This window comes from Rhodohalobacter halophilus (genome assembly GCF_001715195.1).
GTDB lineage: Bacteria > Bacteroidota > Rhodothermia > Balneolales > Balneolaceae > Rhodohalobacter > Rhodohalobacter halophilus.
On record NZ_MDWE01000037.1, the window covers coordinates 33,367 to 54,327 of the forward strand.

Here is a 20,961-nt window from a genome sequence, read left to right on the forward strand (position 1 = left end):
TTATACTTGGGTCCTGCTCTGTTCAGCCGGCACCGGTTTAACCCGCAACTTCTTAACGCGGTTATTTTTCACGGAGTGAACCGTCATTTCAAGATTTTTATAGGTCATACGCTCTCCCACATTCGGAATTCTTTCTGTGAGGTGATAGACCAGGCCGCCAAGAGTTTCAAATTCATCATCATCAGAAGAGATAGAAGTGTTCAGAATCTCATCCAGATCATCAAGGTCAATTTTTGCATCAAAGATGTACACTCCGTTTTTAAACTTTGTATAGAGCTTCTCTTCCTGGTCATCATATTCATCTCCAATATCCCCGACAATCTCCTCAAGAATATCATCGAGAGTTACAATCCCTTCGGTTCCGCCATACTCATCCACAACAATGGCGATGTGAGTCTTCTCGTGCTGAAAGTCCCTCAACAGGTCATCGAGTTTTTTTGTTGCCGGAATAAAGAGTGCCTTTCGGGCGATCGTTTTCCAGTTGATTAGATTCTCACTCATCGGCGTATTGATATACGGTAAAACATCTTTCGAATAAATTACGCCTGAAATATTGTCCAAATCATTTTCGAAAAGAGGCATTCTGGAAAGCCCCTTCTCACGAATCAGCTGAATCACATCTTCGAGAGTTGCCGTAACAGAAACCGCCACAATATTTACCCGGGAGGTCATAATTTCCCGAACCGTGATATTTCCGAACTCAATCACATTTTCGATAATTTCACGTTCATCTCCTTTCAGCGACCCCTCCTGCTCACTCATTTCGGCCATTGTTTTCAGGTCTTGGGCCGTCATCTTATTATTCGGCTTCGGAAGCGTGCGTTCCAAACTCATGGTACTCTCGGCAATTAGTTTTGAAACCGGAGTAAACAGGATGAAATGGGCATAGATGAATCCAACCATTCTGCGACTCACCTTCAGCGGATTATTTATGGCAATCACTTTCGGTGTGATTTCACTCAGAATCAGAATCATAAAGGTTAAGACAATAATCTCCACTGTATAGACAATCACTTCAGAAAACCCGTAGAAAGCCGCAATTTTTCCGGTCATAACTGCAGCGGTTACTGAAGCAATAATATTGGCGAAGGTATTACCAATAAGAATTGTAGCAAGCAGCCGGCGTGGTTTTTGAAGCATCTTCAGGATTTTTTTATCCTTTCCCCCGCTCTCTCCTTCTGGTTTAAGCTGCTCTATTTGATTTACCAATGAAAAAAACGCCACTTCTGATCCGGAATATAGTGCGCTGAGCAGCAGCCCGATCAACATCAAAACAATTTCGATGGAAAGTTCGGTGTAGCTCAGAGATTCCAGTTGCGGGGCTGCATTAAGTAGAATCTGATTGGAAAAAAATAGTATCGGATGACTAGGAGGTTCGTCGATCGTTTCCAAAAAACAGTACTTAATTAGTGTTAATTAAACAGATAAAACAATATGAATAAAAAAAGGTGGCGATCAAAGGATCGTCCACCTTAAAATACGAAATGTTCTGTCAATTCACGCTACGCGAATTAAAATGGAAGGTCATCATCCATATCATCAAAATCATCGCCTAAATTAACAGACTGAGCAGATGCAGGTTTGCCTCCGCCGGAGTTTTGTTGTGGCGATCCGCCACCTTGATCCCCGCGGCTGTCAAGCATCTGCATATTAAAGGCTTTTACTTCTGTCGTATAGCGCTTCTGCCCCTCCTTGTCTTCCCACTCACGGGTTTCGAGTTTACCTTCAAAGTAAACCAGCGACCCTTTCTTGAGATACTGTTGACAAATTTCTGCGAGACGATTCCATACCACCACACGGTGCCATTCGGTCTTCTCCTGCAGTTCACCGTTTCTATCCTTATATCTGTCGGTTGTTGCAACGCTCATGTTTGCAACTGCTGTATTTGATTGCGTGTATCGTACATCGGGATCGGCTCCCAATCGGCCTATTATCATCACCTTATTTAATGAACTCATAATTGTTTAATCATTTTGTTAACGTTCTATCTATAAGAACAGAATTTTTCAGGTCCCTTACAGAATTTATTCAAATTTTTTTATCGAAGCGCGCTTTCAAGCTCAAGGGATGCATCACTTCCCTCATCTCTATATTTAATAATTACAGGGCAGTATGCGCTTAACTCTACCGATTTAGCCCACTCATTTTTTATGGGTCTTGAACCGGGGATCACTACCGCATTTTCCGGGATCGGTGCTCCTTTACCCAACAGTTTTTCGTTCACAACATCATAAACTGGAACTGATTTTGAGAGAGTGACTCCCGGTGCAATGACTGCACCTTTTTTCACCAATATCCCTTCCACAATTACCGAACCGGCACCAATAAAACAGTCATCTTCAATTACAACCGGGCTCAATCCAACAGGCTCCAGCACACCGCCTATCTGAACTCCGGCTGAAAGATGTACATTTTTTCCAATTTGAGCACAGGAACCAACCAATGCGTGGCTGTCGATCATGGTCCCTTCATCCACATACGCCCCAATATTTACATATGCCGGCGGCATGATGATCACCCCTTTTGCTACATAGGCTCCGCGCCTGACCGATGAACCTCCGGGTACCAGGCGAACTCCGTCTTCAGCTTCAAACATTCTTGGTGGTATGTTGTGCTTATCCACAAAACCGTCGTAAATCCCGCCATAGTTCACATTATTACCTTCCCGGAAGGCTGCCAAAATCGCTTCCTTTACATCAATGTTTGCGCTCCAGGTGTCACTGTTTTTTTCTGCTGCCCTCACGGTACCTTCTTCCAGTTGATCTAATACTTCTTCCCAATTCATATCAAGCCTTATTGTTCTTATACCAGTTTATAATTTCTGTGTCTATCTTCGTCAATCGTTGTTTCTCTTTTACATCGGCCGCAGTTAGCGGTAATCGCAACATTTCCGATTCAATGATGCCTTTTAGCTTTAACAGAACCTTTGCCGGCACGGGATTTGGAGCAGAAAAAAGTGCTTCAACAGCTTTTTTCCATACAGGGAAAAGAGAGTCTGTATCACCATTCAGGCAGCAATCAACATAAAATGAAGTCTCTTCGGGCCAAACATTAGATGCAACGGAGACCAAACCTGCAGATCCGGCTGCTGCAAAAAACGGCATCAAACCGTCATCACCGCTAAACAGCGGAACATCAGGTAACTTTTCCCTGAACTCCATGTAATCGTTGATACTGCCACTGGCCTCTTTTACTGACCAAAAGTTTGGGTGATCTTTCAAATCAATCAACACCGACGGCGGTATTTTCACACCTGTTCTGGATGGGATATTGTAGATCATGCAGGGTTTTTCGGCTTCATCAAGCAACGATCTAAACCAAGCCTTCTGTCCTTCAACCCCGGGTTTTGCATAGAGTGGAGCAACCAACAGTAAAGCATCTACGTTTTTACCATTGCAATAATGTATCCAATCTTTCTGCTCATCAACTTGAAATCCTCCCACTCCCGCCATCACAGGAACCGACAGGTTCAATCCATCAGCAAAAGCGATTATTTCTCTTTTTTCTGATGCGGACAGTGCCAAACCCTCACCGGTGCTTCCAATCAGTAGAATTCCGTTACCGGCACGTTCCTGCCGACGAATCAGCTTCTCTAAATCTTCAAAATGAATTTCTCCCGACTGTTTCATCGGGGTAATGAGTGCGGTCCAGAGTTTTAATTGCTTCATAACAGTTCTGAAAATGCCTGATCAAAAATTGATGAAAATGAATAGACTCCTGCCGGTATTTCGGGGTGCTTCAACAAGTAGTTCACAGTCCAGATTGCTCCCTGTGCAAATAACTTTCGATCGTGAGCTTCATGCTTAAGATAGATCGACTCAAATTCAGTTTTGATATGCAGGTTGTGAATTCCTTTAACATCACCCTGCCGATCTGAAGAGATCAATGCATCCCGATTTAACCACTTTTGCCATGAGAGTGCGGTACCGCTCGGGGCATCTTTTTTATGTACATGATGAACTTCATGGATGTGATACTCCGGGTCTTCGAGCAATTCGGCACCCTTTCCAAAGATATTCAATGCCTTTCGGATCAGGTTCATTCCAAGGCTGAAATTTGAGCCGATAACCCAACGGGCACCGGCTGCTTTTACGCGGTCCGGTAAATCTTTAGGCCACTCGTAGCCGGTTGTTCCCCAAACTGCCGGTACTTTAGCCTCCAATAGCAACTCCACAATTTCGTCAGCAGCTTCACCCGGTACAAATACAATTGCAATATCAGTTTTTTCAATTTCTTCTACAGTGGCTCTTCTTTCTGAATCGAACCGAATGGCGTCTTTACCCAACAGATCTGCAACTGCACCCCCTGTTTTTCCGGTCCCTATAACTGAAACTCTCATAACTCTGTTTGTTAAATGAACTTTTCGTGGAGTGTCCGGACCACGCTCTCTGCACGGTCTTCATCAACCAAAAAGCAGAGATTGTGTGAACTTGCGCCGTGGCAAATCAGCCGAATGTTAATACCCTCCAGCGAACTAAATACCGGCCCGCTTAACCCCGATGTAGTATGCAGGTTATTCCCAATTAAAGCAATAAGGGAGAGATTTCGCTGAACCTCAACCTCACAAAATGTTTTTAACTCACGAATTGCCTCATCAGGAAGATAACCCGTACCCGGGGTGGTCACATCCGTATCAAGCGTAAGGGATACACTTACCTCACTTGTTGTTACTAAATCCACACTGATTTTGTGATCTGAAAGTACTTTAAACAGGCGGGCCAGAAAACCGTGCCGGTGGAGCATATCCAAACTGTGCACCGTTAGCAATGTTTGATTTCTTCTCAGGCTGATGGCTCGAATTACAGGACGACTTTTCGTCTGTTTCAATATCCAGGTGCCCGGCTGGTCCGGTTCAAGACTAGACCCAACATAAACACGAATATTTTTTCTGATAGCGGGCACCATTGTGGCGGGATGAAGAACCTTAGCTCCAAAAACAGAAAGCTCAGCTGCCTCATTAAAACTGATTTCTGTGATCGGCTTGGCCTCCGTTACAATTCTTGGATCTGTAGTATAGACTGCTGTTACATCGGTCCAGATTTCAAGTACATCTGCATTCACTGCCTCAGCAAAAAGCGCCGCAGAATAATCACTTCCTCCTCGACCCAGTGTTGTGGTCACTCCACTTTTTGACCTTCCGATAAATCCCTGAGTTACAAAACATCGGTTTTTGAGGTTTGGCAAGAGCTTCTTTCTGGCATTGACCTCAATCTGCTCTATATCCGGTTCGGCTCTCCCGTGATTTTGATCGGTTGCAATGATCTCCCTTGCATCGAGCCAGGATACTTTTTCCCCGGCCTGCTCTCTTAAAACCTCTGCAAAAATTGTGGACGATAATCGCTCACCATAAGAGAGAACCTCATCCCTATACTGAGGTGTCATCGGCCCGCCAAGGGCTCTATCCTTAAGCTGATCGAGCAGAAGAGTAACCTTATTCAGAAGCTCCTCATTACCGGTCAGCTGTGAGCATATTTCTAAATGTTTCTTATGTATCTGATCTGCCAAATCCAGCTTTTCACTGTCGGATCGGCTTTCTGCAATGGCTGTCAACAGGTTGGTGGTTCCTGCCGTGGCACTTACTACAACAATTTTTTTATCCGGATCGGACAATACAATAGCGGCACACCGTCGCATGGCGTTAAAATCGGCCATACTCGTACCGCCAAACTTGGCAACTTTCACTAAATCTGGCATGGAATTTTGTTTTAAAATGCGGTTGCGAATATAGGAATTTACCGCCCCCATTTCATCTTTAAATGGATGTTATTTACTTCTTCCAGGCTCTTTCAGATGAAATGTTCTCAACATTGTATGTGTTGTGGCTACTGAAATACTAAACCTACTTTTCTCAGATAGTATAGATTTGAAGAAAAGATTTTGTATTTTGTTCGACTCATTCAGATGGCGGTGTTTTATAATATCGCTCTTGGAACAAGAAGTTTAATTTAATCAACCGGGTGATTATTCATGCCAAGCGGAAAGAAAAGAAAACGAGCAAAGATTGCTAAGCACAAACGGAAAAAGCGACTGCGCAAAAACCGTCATAAGAAAAAAAAGTAAGCTGATTACTTACACTGAAATTCAGGGCACTCATGTAGTGCCCTTTTTTATTTCAGGCAGCCACGGTAGCCACGTTGTTATCAGCAATTTTAATGATCCGATTTGCCTTATAGAGTAAATGAGTTAGCTTTCTGCTAACAAACTCATTCACTTCATTCAAACTCTTTAAATCGGTCATTGTAAATTGGAAGTATGAAATCAGATTTATAGCGGTCAGATACTTTCCATACTCGTCTCCATCGATTTCAAGATGCCACCGGGTGATGATGTCATCACTTATCAACAGTTCATTTACCTCCTTGCTGACACGATCCATCCACTCACTTGCTTTTTGAATTCTGTAGTTGGTATCTCCGTTGGGCTGATCAGGCTGACTTTTACGTTCATCAAAGTGCCAAACCAACTCCACGTCAATAGATGGAGAAATATTCACTTCCGTTAAATGCTTCTCTTTCAGCATCGGATGTTTATCCGTACCATTCAGTTGATTTGCCAGGGTCGCTTCACGGAAGCTGTCCCAGTCGAAATTTATGTCGAGCTGTTTAAGATGGTTCGTGGAATCTTTCAGGTCAATGACAATCTCCAGACCGGCAGCATTTATTCTCGATTCCTCCCAAGTTTTAAACTTTACAACATTAATATTTCTCTTGTTTAGCAGGCTGTTTATTTTGTTTACAACCGATTGAAAAATAGGATATTGCATATCAGAACTCTTACAGGTTTAGTCAACATTTACTCTCGCTCGAATGAATAATTTTTATGCTCTAATATATCTAACCGAAGAGTTAAAACCCAAATTTTTGGGTCAGCCTTTTCACTTTAGCTACTCTCCGCACAAGGATGTTTGGGAGGGATACGTTGGCCACGAAAATGACTCTCAACGCCTTATTTTCGGCACTAATCCATCCGAAACGGCACTTTTTGCGGATAAACATCGGGGTGCCAAAAAAACAAACGTTACAGAATTTTTTAATGAATTGAAGAGAGAACGAATTACCGAGATTGAACTGGCAGAACAGGATCGTATCCTGACGATCTATTTTGGGCCTCATAAAAAACTTCTTTTCCAGATCTTTGGTAATAAACCGAATGTCTTCCTGATAAAAGACGGCATCATCACTGAATCATTTAAAGGTGGGCGTGAATTTGAAGGTGAACCTGAACCTAAACCTCGTCCGCCCAAGGAAAAAACCTGGCCAGACAAAAAGCTCTCCGCAAAACGTTCTATTCTCCATTTCTTTCCGGCATTTCCCCGCCACCTCGTTGATCCGGTGATAGAGCATTTCAACCTGGAAAACAAACCGATGATTGAAGTTCAAAAAGCAGCTGAGTCCATTGTTGATGCGATGCTGAATCGACCGGAGTTCAGAATACTGTCTGACGGAAATCTCTGTCTGATTCCCCAGGATCTTCTCCCGGCTGAAAATCTAAAGGTTTTTGACAACGTTAATGATGCCATCCGTTTCGCCTATTACAAAACCTCGCGTGAACGGCGCCTGGCCGCAAGAGTTCAGACATTTAAGCCCAAACTGGAAGAGACACTGAATCGAAATGAATCTACGATCCATCAGCTCGAAGATGCTGAGAAAGGGTTAGAACGGGCCGAAAAATATGAGGAATTTGGTCACCTGCTTATGGCTCATGCCCATCAAAAAACGGATGGCGGCACGGAATCCATCACGATTCCAAATTTTTATGATGACAATAAGCCGGTTGAAATCCCTCTGAAGCCCAAACAGTCGATTGCTGAAAATGCGCAGCGATATTACGACAAATCAGCGAAGGCCATCCGGAGTGTTGAAGAATCAAAAAACAGACTTAAAAAGCTCAAAAAAGAGACTAAAAGTTTGAAGGCAATTCTTCGATCCTTTCAGGAAATTGAAAAGATCTATGAGTTTGATGATTGGTTTAAAGAGAACGAAGATGAGTTAAAAAGGCTGGGCGTACTCTCCAAGGCCAAGCAGGTTACATCTCTTCCCTATCGCCGGACAACCATTGAAGGATATGAAGTTTGGATCGGGAAGAATGCTAAAAGTAACGACCAACTTACAACTGACGCCCATAAAGAAGATATTTGGCTTCATGCCCGCGGAGTGTCAGGTTCTCATGTTGTAATCCGGATGAATAATCAAAAAGAGATGCCGCCGAAACGAGTCATTCAAAAAGCAGCCGCCCTTGCGGCCTGGAACTCAAAAGCAAAAGGGAGTAAATTGGCGCCGGTAATCGTTACCAAACGAAAATATGTGACAAAACCCAAAGGATCACCCACCGGAGCGGTGCGGGTACAGAGAGAGGAAGTAGAAATGGTTCAACCCCAAAAAGAAGTTTCATGAGTTCGCAAATACTATCTCAGCCGCTGTTTCTTTGTGGAATGATGGGATCCGGCAAATCCACCATCGGGAAAAAACTCGCAAAACAGCTTGGAGTAAAATTCTCCGATATTGATTCTATAATTAAAAAAGAGACCGGAAAATCCATTCCTGAAATCTTTGCCGACGAGGGTGAAGACGCATTCAGAACGTATGAAAGAGAGATTGTTCTCCGTGAATCTCAAAAGGCAGAGGGCGTTGTGGCTCTTGGCGGCGGCTCACTGCAAAATCAGTTGATTACAGACCATTTGAAACTCCAGGGCTGGCTTGTCTATCTCAACTGCCCGCCGGAGATTCTTGTTCAAAGGTTGAAGAGTGCACGAAACCGGCCCATGATTGCAGGGTTAAGTGAGAAAGAGATTGGCGATAAAATTGAGTCTTTACTCTCTGAACGTTCCAAATATTACGAACAGGCACATTTTTCTGTAGATTGCACCACCCAATCAATCAACCGCATTTTGAAAAATTTAATTAATAAGCTGAAACTTTATGAACAAAAGTATTGAGGTGAACTCTTCTCAAAGCCACTATCAGTGTAACGTTGGGCAAGATATTTTTACCGAAGAGGTTCACCGTATTCTGGACCGAGCACAAAGCTCAAACTGCTTTATTTTGATTGATGAAAATGTGGAACGACTTCATGGTGATTTAATCAGTCAATCGTTTGATGAAGCCGATTTGGAGACCTATATGATGACCGTTCCACAGGGTGAAGCGAGTAAGTCCGTCTCATTTTGGAACAGTTGTGTAAATTTTTTGTTGGAAAACGGCGTACGAAGGAACAGCCCGGTATTTGTTATCGGAGGCGGAGTAACCGGTGATGTTGGAGGATTTGCGGCAGCCACTGCTTTACGTGGAGTGCCTCTCATTCATGTGCCAACCACAATTTTGTCGATGGTTGACAGCTCTGTTGGGGGAAAAACCGGTGTAAATCACTCTGTGGGAAAAAATCTGATTGGAGCTTTTTATCAACCGGAAGCGGTCATTGCCGATATCTCATTTCTTAAAACCCTGCCGCGCAACGAGTGGACAAACGGCCTCAGCGAAATTCTCAAATACGGAGCCATTCGGCAATCAACTATTTTTGATCAGGCTGAAATATTTCTGTCTGAAGATATCCGGCAGATAGATGAACAAAAATTGATTGATCTCATTTCTGAAAGTATCCAAATTAAAGCCGACATTGTGCAGGAGGATGAATTTGAAGGCGGTATACGAGCCTATCTCAACTTTGGGCATACGTTTGCCCATGCATTGGAAAAATCGTGTGATTACAAGAAAATAAGCCATGGTGAGGCAGTTTACCTCGGTATGCTTGCTGCCATCGAGCTATCACGCAATCTGGGTGCCCAAATTACGGCAGATCCTATTCTTAAATATCGTTCATTATATCGTTACAGAGTATCAAAAGAAGAGCTATCTTTGAATGATTTGATGGACCATATGAAATTTGACAAAAAACGTACCAATGAACACATTCGGTTCGTTCTGCTCAAAGAGTGGCAACACCCATTCCTTGAAGAGGTTCAGTCAGCCAAGGCTATTCGGCAGGCCTGGAGTTACGCTTTAGATAACCTGTAAATTTAAACCCAATAAACTCAACCATACTCTTTGATCTACCGATGGATATATAACATTTGGAGATTTATTCTGATCTCCGTAACCGTTATCGGTGGATTAGTACTCTCCCTTCTGCTCATTGCAGTCGGCATTTTGCAGCTTCCTCAATCCAAAAACTACCTCAAAACGCAAATTGAAAATACGTTTAATGAGCAGTTTGAAGGATCGCTTTACATCCAATCGATTGAAGGATTTATTCCGTTTCAAATCAACTTTACCGGGGGGCAGTTTTATGCCGCCGGTGATATTTCTCACCCTGTTATTACCTTCGAGAGTGCAAATGTTGATGTGAGCTGGTGGGATCTGTTGCAAAAAAACCTGACGATTAACTCCTTCGAACTGGTGGAGCCGGCAATTCACCTTGCCCGAACCGACGGAGAACTCAACATCGCCAACATTTTTGTCCAAGCTGAAAGAGTTGGAACGACAGAACAGAATCCTGAGGCCGATGATCCATTTTATGAAAATATTCGGCTAATAGATGAAATCAACCTTTTTGCTCCCCGGCTTATTATCGTAAACGGTACGATGCTCTCCTCCGATGAAATCGGAATACCGGAAATTGCTCAGCTTCCCACGCCGTTGAATATCCAGAATTTAAATACTGAAATATTTCTGGAAATTACCGAAGCACAGTTATTTGCCGACATCACCAGATTCAGTGCCGATTTACCGGACACCCCGTATCAGTATGTCCGTTTACAAGCTCAATTCTACAACGATGAGCGCTACTTTGAGGTGAACGGGTTTAACATTACCACTGCCGGTAACAGCCTCGATTTAAGCTTTGAATCACAGCCGGTTTCCATCTTCAGAAGTCAACAGCCACTGGGTGATCAGCTTAGAAATGCTGAACATCGGTTAACCATAAACCCAAGCACGGTTTCAAATGATTTATTTCGGCGATTCATCCCTCAGTTTCCCGACTTTGATGAAGAGATAAGCCTGGAGGCAAACGTGGAAGGAACCGCCGATGAACTTTGGGTAGATCGTTTTCAAATGCTCTATGGTGAAAGCGCCGTTATTTTAACTGCCAATCTGCAAGATCTGTTTGGTGAACTTACCTACGATACTCAGATAGAAAATTTTGTTCTGATGCCCGAACACGTTCAGTGGCTTTCCGATACATTCCTGAATGGAATGGATACATCTCTGTATGAAAATATAATCCTCCGGGGGGATCTCTACGGGAACCTTCAGGAAACCACAACCGACATCACGCTCGATACAGATGCCGGTTCCATGATGGTAGATCTGTTTTTGAACCATCGTGAAAATTTAGCATTTGAGATGCTGGCGGAACTCGATTCTCTTAATATCTCCCCTGTTTTCAGTGATTCACTCTCCAACTCCATGCTAAATGGCCGCATTGCGGTTTCAGGTAACGGTGTTGACCGAAGCTCTGCAGTATTGGGATCCGTAGATCTTGCCGGTTCTTCAATCAAAGGGCATGAATTTCCACGCCTGATGGGAGAATTTGATTATGGTGATAACCAACTCTCATACTCTCTGCAGGCTCAGGATCAATCCGGCACCCTTCAGGCCGCCGGCAGAGTCGATCAGCGTTCTCAACATCCTCTTTATTCAATCGAAGGAAATCTCCGGAATTTTAATGCTTCACTTTATACAGACTATTTTTCCGGCGAGAATACCGATTTTAACGCAACGTTTTCAGCCAACATCAACGGTAACAATATTGATACAGCCCACGGCAGAGTAAGTATAGAGATGGAACCATCCATCATTGGCGCTGATACACTCCGGGCACATCAGCTCTATGCAGACTTAAGCGAGCCTGATCAGCAGCCGAGAAATCTTCGGTTTACCAGTTCATTTGTTGATGGTGAAATTGAGGGAACCATTGCTCCAACAACCATTAAAAAGTACGCATCGTATTGGAATCAGTATCTTCAGGAGAGAATCCGCCGCGAGTTTCTGTTCGACAGGGAGTTTACACTTGCAGATATACCTCTTTCGGATGAACCATTCGAGTATCCGGAACTTGAGCTCACCCTTCAGCTTACAGTAAAAGATTTAAACCTTCTTCGGCACTATCTAAAAGAAGTACCCGAAATTGAAAGCCGGGCGCGTTTGACTGCCTCACTGAATGTAACGGAGGAGAACCTCCTGATATCCGGAACACTCTTCGAAGAACTCTTCAGATCAGAGAATATTCGTGCATCCAACGTGAATACCTCTATTAATGCGGAATTTAATCACGGTGAATCCATTCGGGACTTTGGCAATCTGGATCTTCAGGTAAACAGCGGTGAGGTGAATGTAAATGAGATGACATTCTACGACAGCTACCTCAACTTCTCTATGAGGAACGACTCCCTGCAACTGCAGCAGCAATTTGTTCGGGATGATAATATTGAGCTCCAAACATCACTCACAGGAGCACTTTATCCCGGGCGTTTTGAAGTAACCGTAAACGACCTGCTGATCGGATCACCACAGTATAACTGGCGGTCCGGAGGGGAATCACAGTTTATCTATACAGATGAGCATAAGTTGACTCTCAACCAGGTGCGCCTTACCAGCGATGAGGATCTGCTCGAGATTAATGGGACGTTTAGTGAGAATTTTGAAGACTCCGTTGACTTCAAAGTTGAAAATCTTGACCTCACACGTATCTCAGACCTGATTGGCGGCAGAATCTCTTTCTCCGGAATATTGAACAGTGAGTTCATCACCCGGTCATTGACGCAAATTCCAAATATTCAGGGTGAAATAGAGGTTACAGAGGGGCGAATCAACAACCGTTTGATCGGGGATGTTTCTCTGATCAGCGAATTGAATCCGGATGAAAATCAGTTTGACACCAGCATACGCGTCTACACCGACCCGCAAAAATATACCGATTACTACGCCCGAAACGATAGTACCGGTCAAGATTTACGGATGAACGGATATTTTAAAATACCCGATGAACTTGACGAACCCGATGATGATCTGTTCTACTTTGATGCAGATCTCCGGGAAATTGATCTTTGGATTGTCAGCTTTATCGTACCCAACGTAATTGAGAGAATTGAAGGGAAAGCGAATGGCACGGGCTTTATTTCCGGCAACCGGTCAGACTTCAATTTCAACTCAGATTTTACCGTAGAGAATGCCACCGGTGTTCCCCGGTTCACAAATGTTGAATATGATCTGAATGGAGAGCTTAATTTTAATAAAACCGACGGATTGACATTCCAACAGGTAAATCTAACCGATCACAGAGGCGGTACTGCACGGTTAACCGGTACCGTTGATCTGAACGAATTTCAACCGGGAACTTATCTGGATTTAACACTCGACCTGAACGACGTCCAGTTTATGAATAACCCATTTGATCCGGATATCCCGTTTTATGGATCCCTTTATGGCACCGGACAGGCACAAATTGTTGGCTCCAACACCAGCCCGCTGCTCCGCACAAATGGATCCGTTAACCTATCGTCCCGGTCTCAAATCTCTATTCCTTTAGAAGAAGAGACTGAATTTGAACAGGACCGCCGGTTTATTCAGTTTGTTGACACATTTGACCTGGAGGTACTTGCAGAACGTATGCGGCGCCAGCAAGAAGAGCAGGACAGTAACGGTCAAACACCGGATGAGTTAACATTTGTTGAGCTCTTTACCATGGATTTACAGTTCACTGCAAACGATCCGATCAATGTACGCCTGATTTTTGACCCGGTTACCAATGAAATTCTAAATGCTAACGGCACCGGTCAGGTTCGGGTTCTGCTTCAGGATCAGGATGTGAGTATGTTTGGCCGGTTCAACATTGAGAGCGGGGACTACCAGTTTGTAAGCGGTGATATTTTCACCCGCCGATTCACGCTTCAGGAAGGCGGGTCCATTAGCTGGCAGGGAGATTTAATTGATGCCGGCCTGGATGTTACCGCTGTTTACCGGGCCCGACCGGTAATCTCAACCTTACTCTCGTCCAATGCGGCTTCTGCCTCGCCCGAAAGTGGTCAGCGGATTCCAATTGAACTGGTTCTTCAAATTGGAGGCACTATCACACAGGTAGAGAATGAGTTCTTTTTTAGGGTTCCCACAGGAATTGAAGGCACACTCGACCCGACTCTCGCTACTCAGATTAACAATCTGAACCAGAATGAGGAGGAGAAATTAATTCAGGCTACAAGTATTTTGTTAAGCGGTAACTTTATTCCATCCAATCAGGCTCAGGGGCTTGGCTTGGGAGAAGGTTTTTCGGGCACGGCTGCGGTTGTCAACCCTCTGCTCTCAAGTCAGGTTATCAATCCGCTGCTGTCAAATCAGATCAACTCCCTGCTCCGAAGTGATATCACATTTGACATTGACCTGAACCTGACGGCCTTTAATGAGGTTGATTTGGGAGTGGCGTTGCGTTTGTTCGATGATCGCGTCATCTTGAGGCGGGAAGGTCAGATTACAGGGGAACAGAGCGACATCGGTGATTTAGGTGCTACATACCGGATCAACCGTACATTTTCGCTCACTGCGTTTCACCGACAAGACCCTACCCTGAGTTATACAAGCAGTATCGAAACCCGGCAAACTCAGGAAATGAATGGAGTTGGTCTCGAAGCTCAGTTCCAATTCAACACATGGCAACAATTTAAACAGAGAATTTTGAACGCTTTCCGGGGATTATTCGGTTTAAATAAACGGGATGAAGAAGAGTCATCAGAAGAAAACAGTTCCGGTGACGCTCTCACAGAAATAGATGAATGATAAAGTTAGAAAATGAGTAAAAAAGACAGATTAAGTTCTTTAGAAAAGAGAATCATAGACATTTTAAAATCCTATCCGGATGCTTCCATACCCATCCCCTTATTGATGGATGCATTGTCACTTCCCAAAAAAGGAGAGAAAAAGATTAAGAAATCCGTCAACCGGCTAAAACAGCTTGGACACGTATTTGTTACCAAAGGAAATCTTGTCCGGCTGAATGAAGCAGCCGAAGATGACAGTAATGTGTATACCGGCAAACTGGACGTAACCAGCCACGGGGATGGCTATGTGATGGTTGAAGGCCGGGATCAGGACATAAAAGTATCTCACAGGTTTCTGGGCACAGCTCTGAACGGCGACACTGTTAAAGTGAAGCTCACCGGTTACCACAAAAAGAGCAACAAGCCGATGGGTAAAATTGAGTCGGTTGTTGAGCGGGCAGACTCCCTTCTGGTTGGCACACTGAAAGAAGTAGCCAAAAATACCTTTTTGATTGAAACCGATCATCAGTCATCACGAGTGGACTTCTTTGTAGATCCTAAAGATATAAACGGAGCCAAACCGGGTGATAAAGTTACATTCAGGCTGATACAGTGGGAAGATGTGCGGGGTTACCCACAGGCAAAAATACAGCAATCTTTTGGGCAGGCGGGGAGCAACGAAGCAAACATCCTCTCCATTCTTGCAGAAAAACAGTTTGAAGCATCGTTCCCGCCGGAAGTTGATAAATTTGCAGATGAGATTCCGGATCAAATTACAGAGGATGAAATCAGCCGAAGACGCGATATGCGGGATGAGGTTGTTCTTACCATTGACCCGGCTGATGCCAAAGACTTTGATGACGGACTCAGTATTCAAATCCTGGACAATGGAAATTATTATCTCGGGGTTCACATCGCAGATGTCACGCACTACATGCCTCGCAGCACGGTATTAGACGACGAAGCAATTGAACGGGGAACAAGTGTTTACCTGGTAGACCGAACCATTCCCATGCTGCCCGAACGACTCAGCAACGGGGTCTGTAGTTTGCGCCCGCATGAAGACAAGCTCGCCTATAGCTGCTTTATGGAGATTGCGCCAAATGGAAAACTTATTGACTACTCCGTTGAAGAGACGGTTATTCACTCCAAACAGCGATTCACTTACGAGGAAGTTCAGGATATTCTGGACGGAAACACCAACCATAAATTTAAGTCGGAGCTTAAAACCCTCGAAAAACTTGCCAAGATTTTGCTGGATCAGCGATTCAGACAAGGGTCTATAAACTTCGAAACTCCCGAACCTAAATTTGTTCTGGACAACAACGGCAAACCCGTGGATGTGATTGTCAAGGAGCGGATTTTTGCCCACCGGCTGATTGAAGAGTGCATGTTGATGGCCAACAAAACAGTTGCCAAGCACATCGACTCGCTGCGGAAAAATCAGCGGGGAGAAAAGACTGCCAAAAACGACCACCCGTTTCTGTATCGTGTGCACGGTGAGCCCGATCTCGAAAAATTGAATAACATTAAGGAGACGGCCAAACCGCTCGGTATTAATTTAGACCTGAAAGGTGGAATTAGCCCCAAAAAGATAAACGATCTTCTAAAACAAGTTGAAGACACATCACTTGAGAATATTATCAACGGACTGATGCTGCGTGCCATGGCTAAAGCAGAGTATTCACCGAAAAATATTGGTCATTTTGGGTTGGGTTTTAAGCATTATGCACACTTCACAAGCCCGATCCGCCGTTATCCCGATGTAATCGTTCATCGACTTTTAAAACGCTACAGCTCCGGAGCCAATGAGTACTCATTCGATGATCTCGCAGAACTCGGGGAACACTGCAGCGAGAAAGAACGGTTAGCAGTAGAAGCTGAACGTGATTCCGTAAAACTTAAACAGGTTGAGTATCTTTCAGAGCGAATTGGTCAGGACTTTCAGGGTACCATAAGCGGTGTAACCGAAAACGGCCTTTATGTTCAAATAAATGATATATACTGTGAAGGAATGGTACGCGTTAGCGATTTAAAAGATGATTACTATGTTTATCATCCTAACATGCACTGTTTAATCGGACGATCAAAAGGTAAAAAATTCCGTCTTGGCGACTCCATCAAAGTTAAGGTAACCCGAACAGATCTCGATAAGCGACAAATAGACTTAACCCTTGCCGGGTAAAACATAATCCCTGTTTTTATGAAGCATTCATACAAATTTCTGCTTGTTTTACTGCTCACACTGTTTGCAGGAACTGCACTTACTGAGCAACTCTACGCGCAATATTTTTCCTATGGAAAAAATCGTGTACAGTACGAAACGTTCGACTGGCGGTTTATTGAAACAGATCATTTCGACATCTACTATTACGATTCGAAAAATTACCACCTTGCTCAATTTACCGCAGAAACCCTGGAAGCTTCCCTAAAACAACTGAACCAGGATTTTGATGATCAACTGACAGATCGTATCCCGGTTATCATCTACGATTCTCACAGTGATTTTTCGCAAACCAATGTGGTCCAGCTACCGGTCGATGCGCAGGGAATCGGCGGTGTTACCGACAAATTAAAAAACCGGATGACTCAGCCTTTTATGGGAGATTATGCTGATTTCCGAAGAACTCTGCAGCATGAGCTCCTTCACGCCTACATTAATGATGTGTACTATGGAGGTAATTTACAGTCTATTGCAAGAAACAATATTCAGCTTCGGTTCCCCCTTTGGTTTGAAGAGGGACTGGCCGAATACCTTGCGCTTGGCTGGGATACTCAAACCGATATGTATATTCGGGATGCTATCTTAAATAACTACCTCCCTCCAATTTCACAGTTAGGCGGGTTCTTCGCTTACAGAGGCGGGCAGGCGTTCTGGTATTACATTGAAGACCAGTACGGGCGGCCAAAAATTACTGAAATTCTACAGCGGATTAAATCCACAAGAAATATCAGGCTTTCGCTCGTGCAGTCACTGGGTCTCGAAATTGATGAACTCTCTGAAAGATGGCAAGAATACTGGCGCCAGAGATATTTCCCAGAAGTAGCTGAACGCCAAACATTATCCAGCGTTGCAACACAAATTACAACACGGGCACGATCCGGTTCTTACAATACAAGCCCTCAAATCTCCCCGAGGGGTGATCGTATTGCAATGATTACAAATCGCCGCGGTGTATTTGATGTCGTTGTCGTGGATGCCAACAGCGGTGAGCGGATCAAAACGATCGTAAGCGGTGCCGATAACCCAATGTTTGAGGAGCTCAACATTCTAAATCCTAACCTGAGCTGGTCGCCGGACGGAAGAAAAATTACACTCTCCAGTAAATCTGATGGAAAGTACAACCTGGCAATTGTGGATTATGAAACGCTCGACACAGAAACCATTCGATTCCCGAGCCTGGACGCGATCAATTCCGTAGCGTGGTCGCCCGATGGCAGTAAAATTGCCTTTGACGGCAACATGGGGCCGTACCAGAATATTTTTGTCTACAACCTGGAAACCGGAGATTTCCGAACCATCACAAACGATGTTTTCAGTGATACGGAACCTGCCTGGGGTCCCGATTCTGAAACAATTTACTTCGTCTCAAATCGTGGCGGTGTATTGGATCCAAATCTGGCAAAAGCCGGATATTCGATCATGCAGGACGATTCATTCTATGAAAAGGATCTCTACCGAATCCGTATTGGAAATAACCGGATTGAACGCCTGACCAACACCCCTAATTGGTCAGAAACTCAGCCTACATTAACTGCCGACGGGCGATTTCTCTTTGTTTCAGATCAGAACGGGATTCCTAACATTTATGAATATGACTTGAACAGCCGAACCGTATTTCCCCTGACTGATCTTCAGTCCGGCATCATGCAGATATCCATTTCAAATGATGGTACCCGCCTGGCATTTAACTCCCTCAACCGGGGGTTTCCGGACATCTTTTTAATGCGCGCACCATTCGACCGCAGAATGGATCGGCAGTTAACACCTAACCGATGGGCGCAAGAGCGTGAGGCTACCCGTCCCGGTGATCGTGTACCGGCTGTACAATACACACAAGAGATGATTCAAAATCGTCCGGCAGGAAATGTTGTCTCCAGCCGTCTTCTACAGGATGCCCCTGTAACCGGACATCAGCGTATGATTACCGTTCAGCCCGACACAACTGTACAGGACACGACGCAACAAGATACCACCCGAAGAACCGATCCAAATCGAATCGATTTTCGAAATTACCAATTTGGAGAAGCCGTTGTTCAGGATACAACCATCGAGCTGCGTGACGATCCAAGAAAATTTGAACCTACAACCAATGCCACGGAAGACGGGCTATATCAACCTAAAGAGTACAGGTTGAGTTTTACTCCCGACTTCAGCTATGCAGCCGGACAAATAAGCACCTATTACGGAACCTCTGCATTTGCATTTGTTACACTGACCGATCTTTTTGGTGATCATCAGCTCTCTTTTGGTTCAAACCTCGTTTTTGATCTGCGAAACAGTGACTATACATTTCAGTATGGTTATCTGAAAAACAGAACCAACTTTTTCACCTCATTTTTCCATCAGTCACGAAATTATCAGACGTTCAGCGGAGAATTGCTCCGATTCAGAACGTTTGGCTCTTCGGTAGATTTTCAATACCCGTTTAACAGGTATCAACGAGTTGATTATGGAGTTTCAGCGATCGGGCTTGCACGGGATTTCAGCTCCGTTACCGGAGTTGGAGGGCAGAGTCTGACCAGTGACAGAACCTACTTCCTCTATCCTCAGGTTACATTCACCGGCGACTACACCATTCCGGGTTTCATTACACCACGAGGTGGTAACCGCTATTCAGTACAGTTGTCGGCAAGTCCTCCGCTTTCGAGTGAAACCCCGGCTTTTGCTACTCTGCTTGGAGATTACAGGCAATATATTGATCTGGGTTCGCAGTACTCAATTGCACTTCGGGGAGCGGGAGCAGTTTCATACGGGCGCGATTCTCAGACCTTTTTTATGGGCGGTATGCTTGGATGGATCAATCAGAGATGGAGTGATGCCGAAATCCCGTTCGAAAGACTTGCAGATACCTTCTTCACCCTTCCCGCAACACCGCTGCGAGGCCATGAATTTAACACCATTTTCGGTGACAAGTTCTCTCTAATCAATGCTGAGTTCAGATTCCCGCTCTTTGCAGCCGTACTGCCGGGACCGATTCCCATCCTGCCGCTTTGGAATATTACAGCCGTCGCTTTCGTTGATGCCGGCGCAGCGTGGGGTTTTGAAGTTCCCTATTCTCGGTTTGTAGATCAAAACGGGGAACCAATTGTCTACTTCGAGAACCCGTCTGGGCTCGACTGGAAAGTTGGAACCAAGCGGGAAGAGTTCATCAACCCTCAAACCGGACTTCTCAGAGAGGGGGAACCGCAACAGGGTGATATTCCGGCAAGTTTTGTGGATGGTGATATTTTGATCGGTGCAGGATTCGGACTTCGTACAATTCTTCTTGGCCTCCCCTTTAGATATGATATTGGATGGCCTTACGAACGAAGCGGATTTGGAAGCAGCCCGATCCACTACTTCTCCATTGGAATTGACTTTTAATTCGGTAACGACTTAAAAACAAAAAACCTCATCAGGTTCTTCCCGATGAGGTTTTTTTATAGAACTGTTTGTACGGAATTACTCTGCATCCTCACCGGAAAATGCATTGTAAACCATCAAAAGATCTTCGGCCACTTCCTCTTTGCTACGCCCTTCAATTCTATGGCGGGGAATCATGGCTTTAATTTCGCCATCTACAAAGTAGGCAAATGCAGGTGATGATGGCGGATATTCGCTAAAATATTCCCGAGCCCTTGCCGTAGCTTCCTTGTCCTGACCGGCAAATACAGTTACCAGGTGGTCCGGTTTTGCATCCGTTTTCTCGAGCGATAAGCCCACGGCAGGACGAGCGTTTCCGGCAGCACAACCACAAACTGAGTTGATAACCATCAGCATCGTGCCTTCATTGTATTCTTTCATAATTCGGTCAACATCTTCAGGTGTTTTTAGTTCTTCTACACCTAAATCCGTAAGTTCTTCGCGCATCCAGGATGTATCGGGTCCTACTCCAAATCCAAATTGCATAGTCTTTTTATTTTTAAATGCTAAATTTTACTTGCTCAAATATAACGATATTTAATCACAATATTTGATAGCTGAAACGTATTTCAGTAAGCTATCATTATGA

Annotated in this window: 14 protein-coding genes; 6 read left to right on the forward strand and 8 right to left on the reverse strand. The window is 44.4% G+C overall.

All coding sequences use genetic code 11. The features are described from left to right. From BG260_RS10560 to BG260_RS10590, 7 genes are all read right to left on the reverse strand, one after another. The gene (locus tag BG260_RS10560; protein ID WP_245683954.1) at positions 1-1,392 is read right to left on the reverse strand and encodes a hemolysin family protein; all 1,392 of its coding nucleotides are present in this window, start codon (positions 1,390-1,392) and stop codon (positions 1-3) included. Positions 1,393-1,511: 119 nt separating this feature from the next. Continuing rightward, on the reverse strand, positions 1,512-1,958 hold the full coding sequence (locus BG260_RS10565) for a single-stranded DNA-binding protein (RefSeq protein WP_069132464.1): 447 nt from the start codon (positions 1,956-1,958) through the stop codon (positions 1,512-1,514). Between the two features lie 80 nt (positions 1,959-2,038). After that, positions 2,039-2,785 (reverse strand): 2,3,4,5-tetrahydropyridine-2,6-dicarboxylate N-succinyltransferase, encoded by a 747-nt coding sequence (locus tag BG260_RS10570; protein ID WP_069132466.1) that lies wholly within the window; start codon positions 2,783-2,785, stop codon positions 2,039-2,041. Between the two features lies 1 nt (position 2,786). Beyond that, entirely contained in the window at positions 2,787-3,668 is an 882-nt protein-coding gene (dapA, locus tag BG260_RS10575; protein ID WP_069132467.1) for a 4-hydroxy-tetrahydrodipicolinate synthase, read from the reverse strand. Continuing rightward, positions 3,665-4,339 carry a dihydrodipicolinate reductase C-terminal domain-containing protein gene (locus BG260_RS10580; RefSeq protein WP_069132469.1) on the reverse strand — a complete coding sequence of 225 codons (675 nt, stop codon included), beginning with the start codon at positions 4,337-4,339 and terminating at the stop codon, positions 3,665-3,667. Before BG260_RS10580 ends, dapA begins: the two co-directional genes overlap by 4 nt. Before the next feature lie 11 nt (positions 4,340-4,350). Then, complete coding sequence (gene lysC, locus BG260_RS10585) at positions 4,351-5,694, reverse strand: lysine-sensitive aspartokinase 3 (protein ID WP_069132535.1); 1,344 nt, start codon at positions 5,692-5,694, stop codon at positions 4,351-4,353. Between the two features lie 418 nt (positions 5,695-6,112). After that, a complete protein-coding gene (locus BG260_RS10590) occupies positions 6,113-6,763 on the reverse strand; it encodes a hypothetical protein (protein WP_069132471.1) in 651 nt (216 codons plus the stop codon). Positions 6,764-6,806: 43 nt separating this feature from the next. On the opposite strand from BG260_RS10590, the gene BG260_RS10595 reads away from it, so the two are divergent. From BG260_RS10595 to BG260_RS10620, 6 genes are read left to right on the forward strand one after another with little or no spacing between them, the layout of a single operon-like run. Then, complete coding sequence (locus BG260_RS10595; protein WP_069132473.1) at positions 6,807-8,393, forward strand: NFACT RNA binding domain-containing protein; 1,587 nt, start codon at positions 6,807-6,809, stop codon at positions 8,391-8,393. Further along, positions 8,390-8,935 carry a shikimate kinase gene (locus BG260_RS10600; RefSeq protein ID WP_069132475.1) on the forward strand — a complete coding sequence of 182 codons (546 nt, stop codon included), beginning with the start codon at positions 8,390-8,392 and terminating at the stop codon, positions 8,933-8,935. The genes BG260_RS10595 and BG260_RS10600 overlap by 4 nt, the downstream gene beginning before the upstream one ends. Beyond that, a complete protein-coding gene (gene aroB, locus BG260_RS10605) occupies positions 8,919-10,010 on the forward strand; it encodes a 3-dehydroquinate synthase (protein WP_069132477.1) in 1,092 nt (363 codons plus the stop codon). Before BG260_RS10600 ends, aroB begins: the two co-directional genes overlap by 17 nt. Before the next feature lie 30 nt (positions 10,011-10,040). Beyond that, positions 10,041-14,765, forward strand: coding sequence for a translocation/assembly module TamB domain-containing protein (locus tag BG260_RS10610; protein WP_069132479.1), 4,725 nt, complete (start codon positions 10,041-10,043; stop codon positions 14,763-14,765). A 12-nt stretch (positions 14,766-14,777) separates the two neighbouring features. Continuing rightward, on the forward strand, positions 14,778-16,931 hold the full coding sequence (gene rnr, locus BG260_RS10615; protein ID WP_069132481.1) for a ribonuclease R: 2,154 nt from the start codon (positions 14,778-14,780) through the stop codon (positions 16,929-16,931). A gap of 18 nt (positions 16,932-16,949) precedes the next feature. Continuing rightward, positions 16,950-20,333 carry a BamA/TamA family outer membrane protein gene (locus tag BG260_RS10620; RefSeq protein ID WP_069132483.1) on the forward strand — a complete coding sequence of 1,128 codons (3,384 nt, stop codon included), beginning with the start codon at positions 16,950-16,952 and terminating at the stop codon, positions 20,331-20,333. 78 nt (positions 20,334-20,411) lie between these two features. Here BG260_RS10620 and BG260_RS10625 read toward each other — a convergent pair whose 3' ends face one another. Further along, complete coding sequence (locus BG260_RS10625; RefSeq protein ID WP_069132485.1) at positions 20,412-20,858, reverse strand: BrxA/BrxB family bacilliredoxin; 447 nt, start codon at positions 20,856-20,858, stop codon at positions 20,412-20,414. Positions 20,859-20,961 lie beyond the last annotated feature (103 nt).

What these genes read in the sequence shown, in the direction of transcription:
- BG260_RS10565 (WP_069132464.1), bottom strand. Translation starts at nt 1,958, where the DNA reads ATGAGTTCATTAAATAAGGTGATGATAATAGGCCGATTGGGAGCCGAT.
- BG260_RS10570 (WP_069132466.1), bottom strand. Translation starts at nt 2,785, where the DNA reads ATGAATTGGGAAGAAGTATTAGATCAACTGGAAGAAGGTACCGTGAGG.
- dapA (WP_069132467.1), bottom strand. Translation starts at nt 3,668, where the DNA reads ATGAAGCAATTAAAACTCTGGACCGCACTCATTACCCCGATGAAACAG.
- BG260_RS10580 (WP_069132469.1), bottom strand. Translation starts at nt 4,339, where the DNA reads ATGAGAGTTTCAGTTATAGGGACCGGAAAAACAGGGGGTGCAGTTGCA.
- lysC (WP_069132535.1), bottom strand. Translation starts at nt 5,694, where the DNA reads ATGCCAGATTTAGTGAAAGTTGCCAAGTTTGGCGGTACGAGTATGGCC.
- BG260_RS10590 (WP_069132471.1), bottom strand. Translation starts at nt 6,763, where the DNA reads ATGCAATATCCTATTTTTCAATCGGTTGTAAACAAAATAAACAGCCTG.
- BG260_RS10595 (WP_069132473.1), top strand. Translation starts at nt 6,807, where the DNA reads ATGAATAATTTTTATGCTCTAATATATCTAACCGAAGAGTTAAAACCC.
- BG260_RS10600 (WP_069132475.1), top strand. Translation starts at nt 8,390, where the DNA reads ATGAGTTCGCAAATACTATCTCAGCCGCTGTTTCTTTGTGGAATGATG.
- aroB (WP_069132477.1), top strand. Translation starts at nt 8,919, where the DNA reads ATGAACAAAAGTATTGAGGTGAACTCTTCTCAAAGCCACTATCAGTGT.
- rnr (WP_069132481.1), top strand. Translation starts at nt 14,778, where the DNA reads ATGAGTAAAAAAGACAGATTAAGTTCTTTAGAAAAGAGAATCATAGAC.
- BG260_RS10620 (WP_069132483.1), top strand. Translation starts at nt 16,950, where the DNA reads ATGAAGCATTCATACAAATTTCTGCTTGTTTTACTGCTCACACTGTTT.
- BG260_RS10625 (WP_069132485.1), bottom strand. Translation starts at nt 20,858, where the DNA reads ATGCAATTTGGATTTGGAGTAGGACCCGATACATCCTGGATGCGCGAA.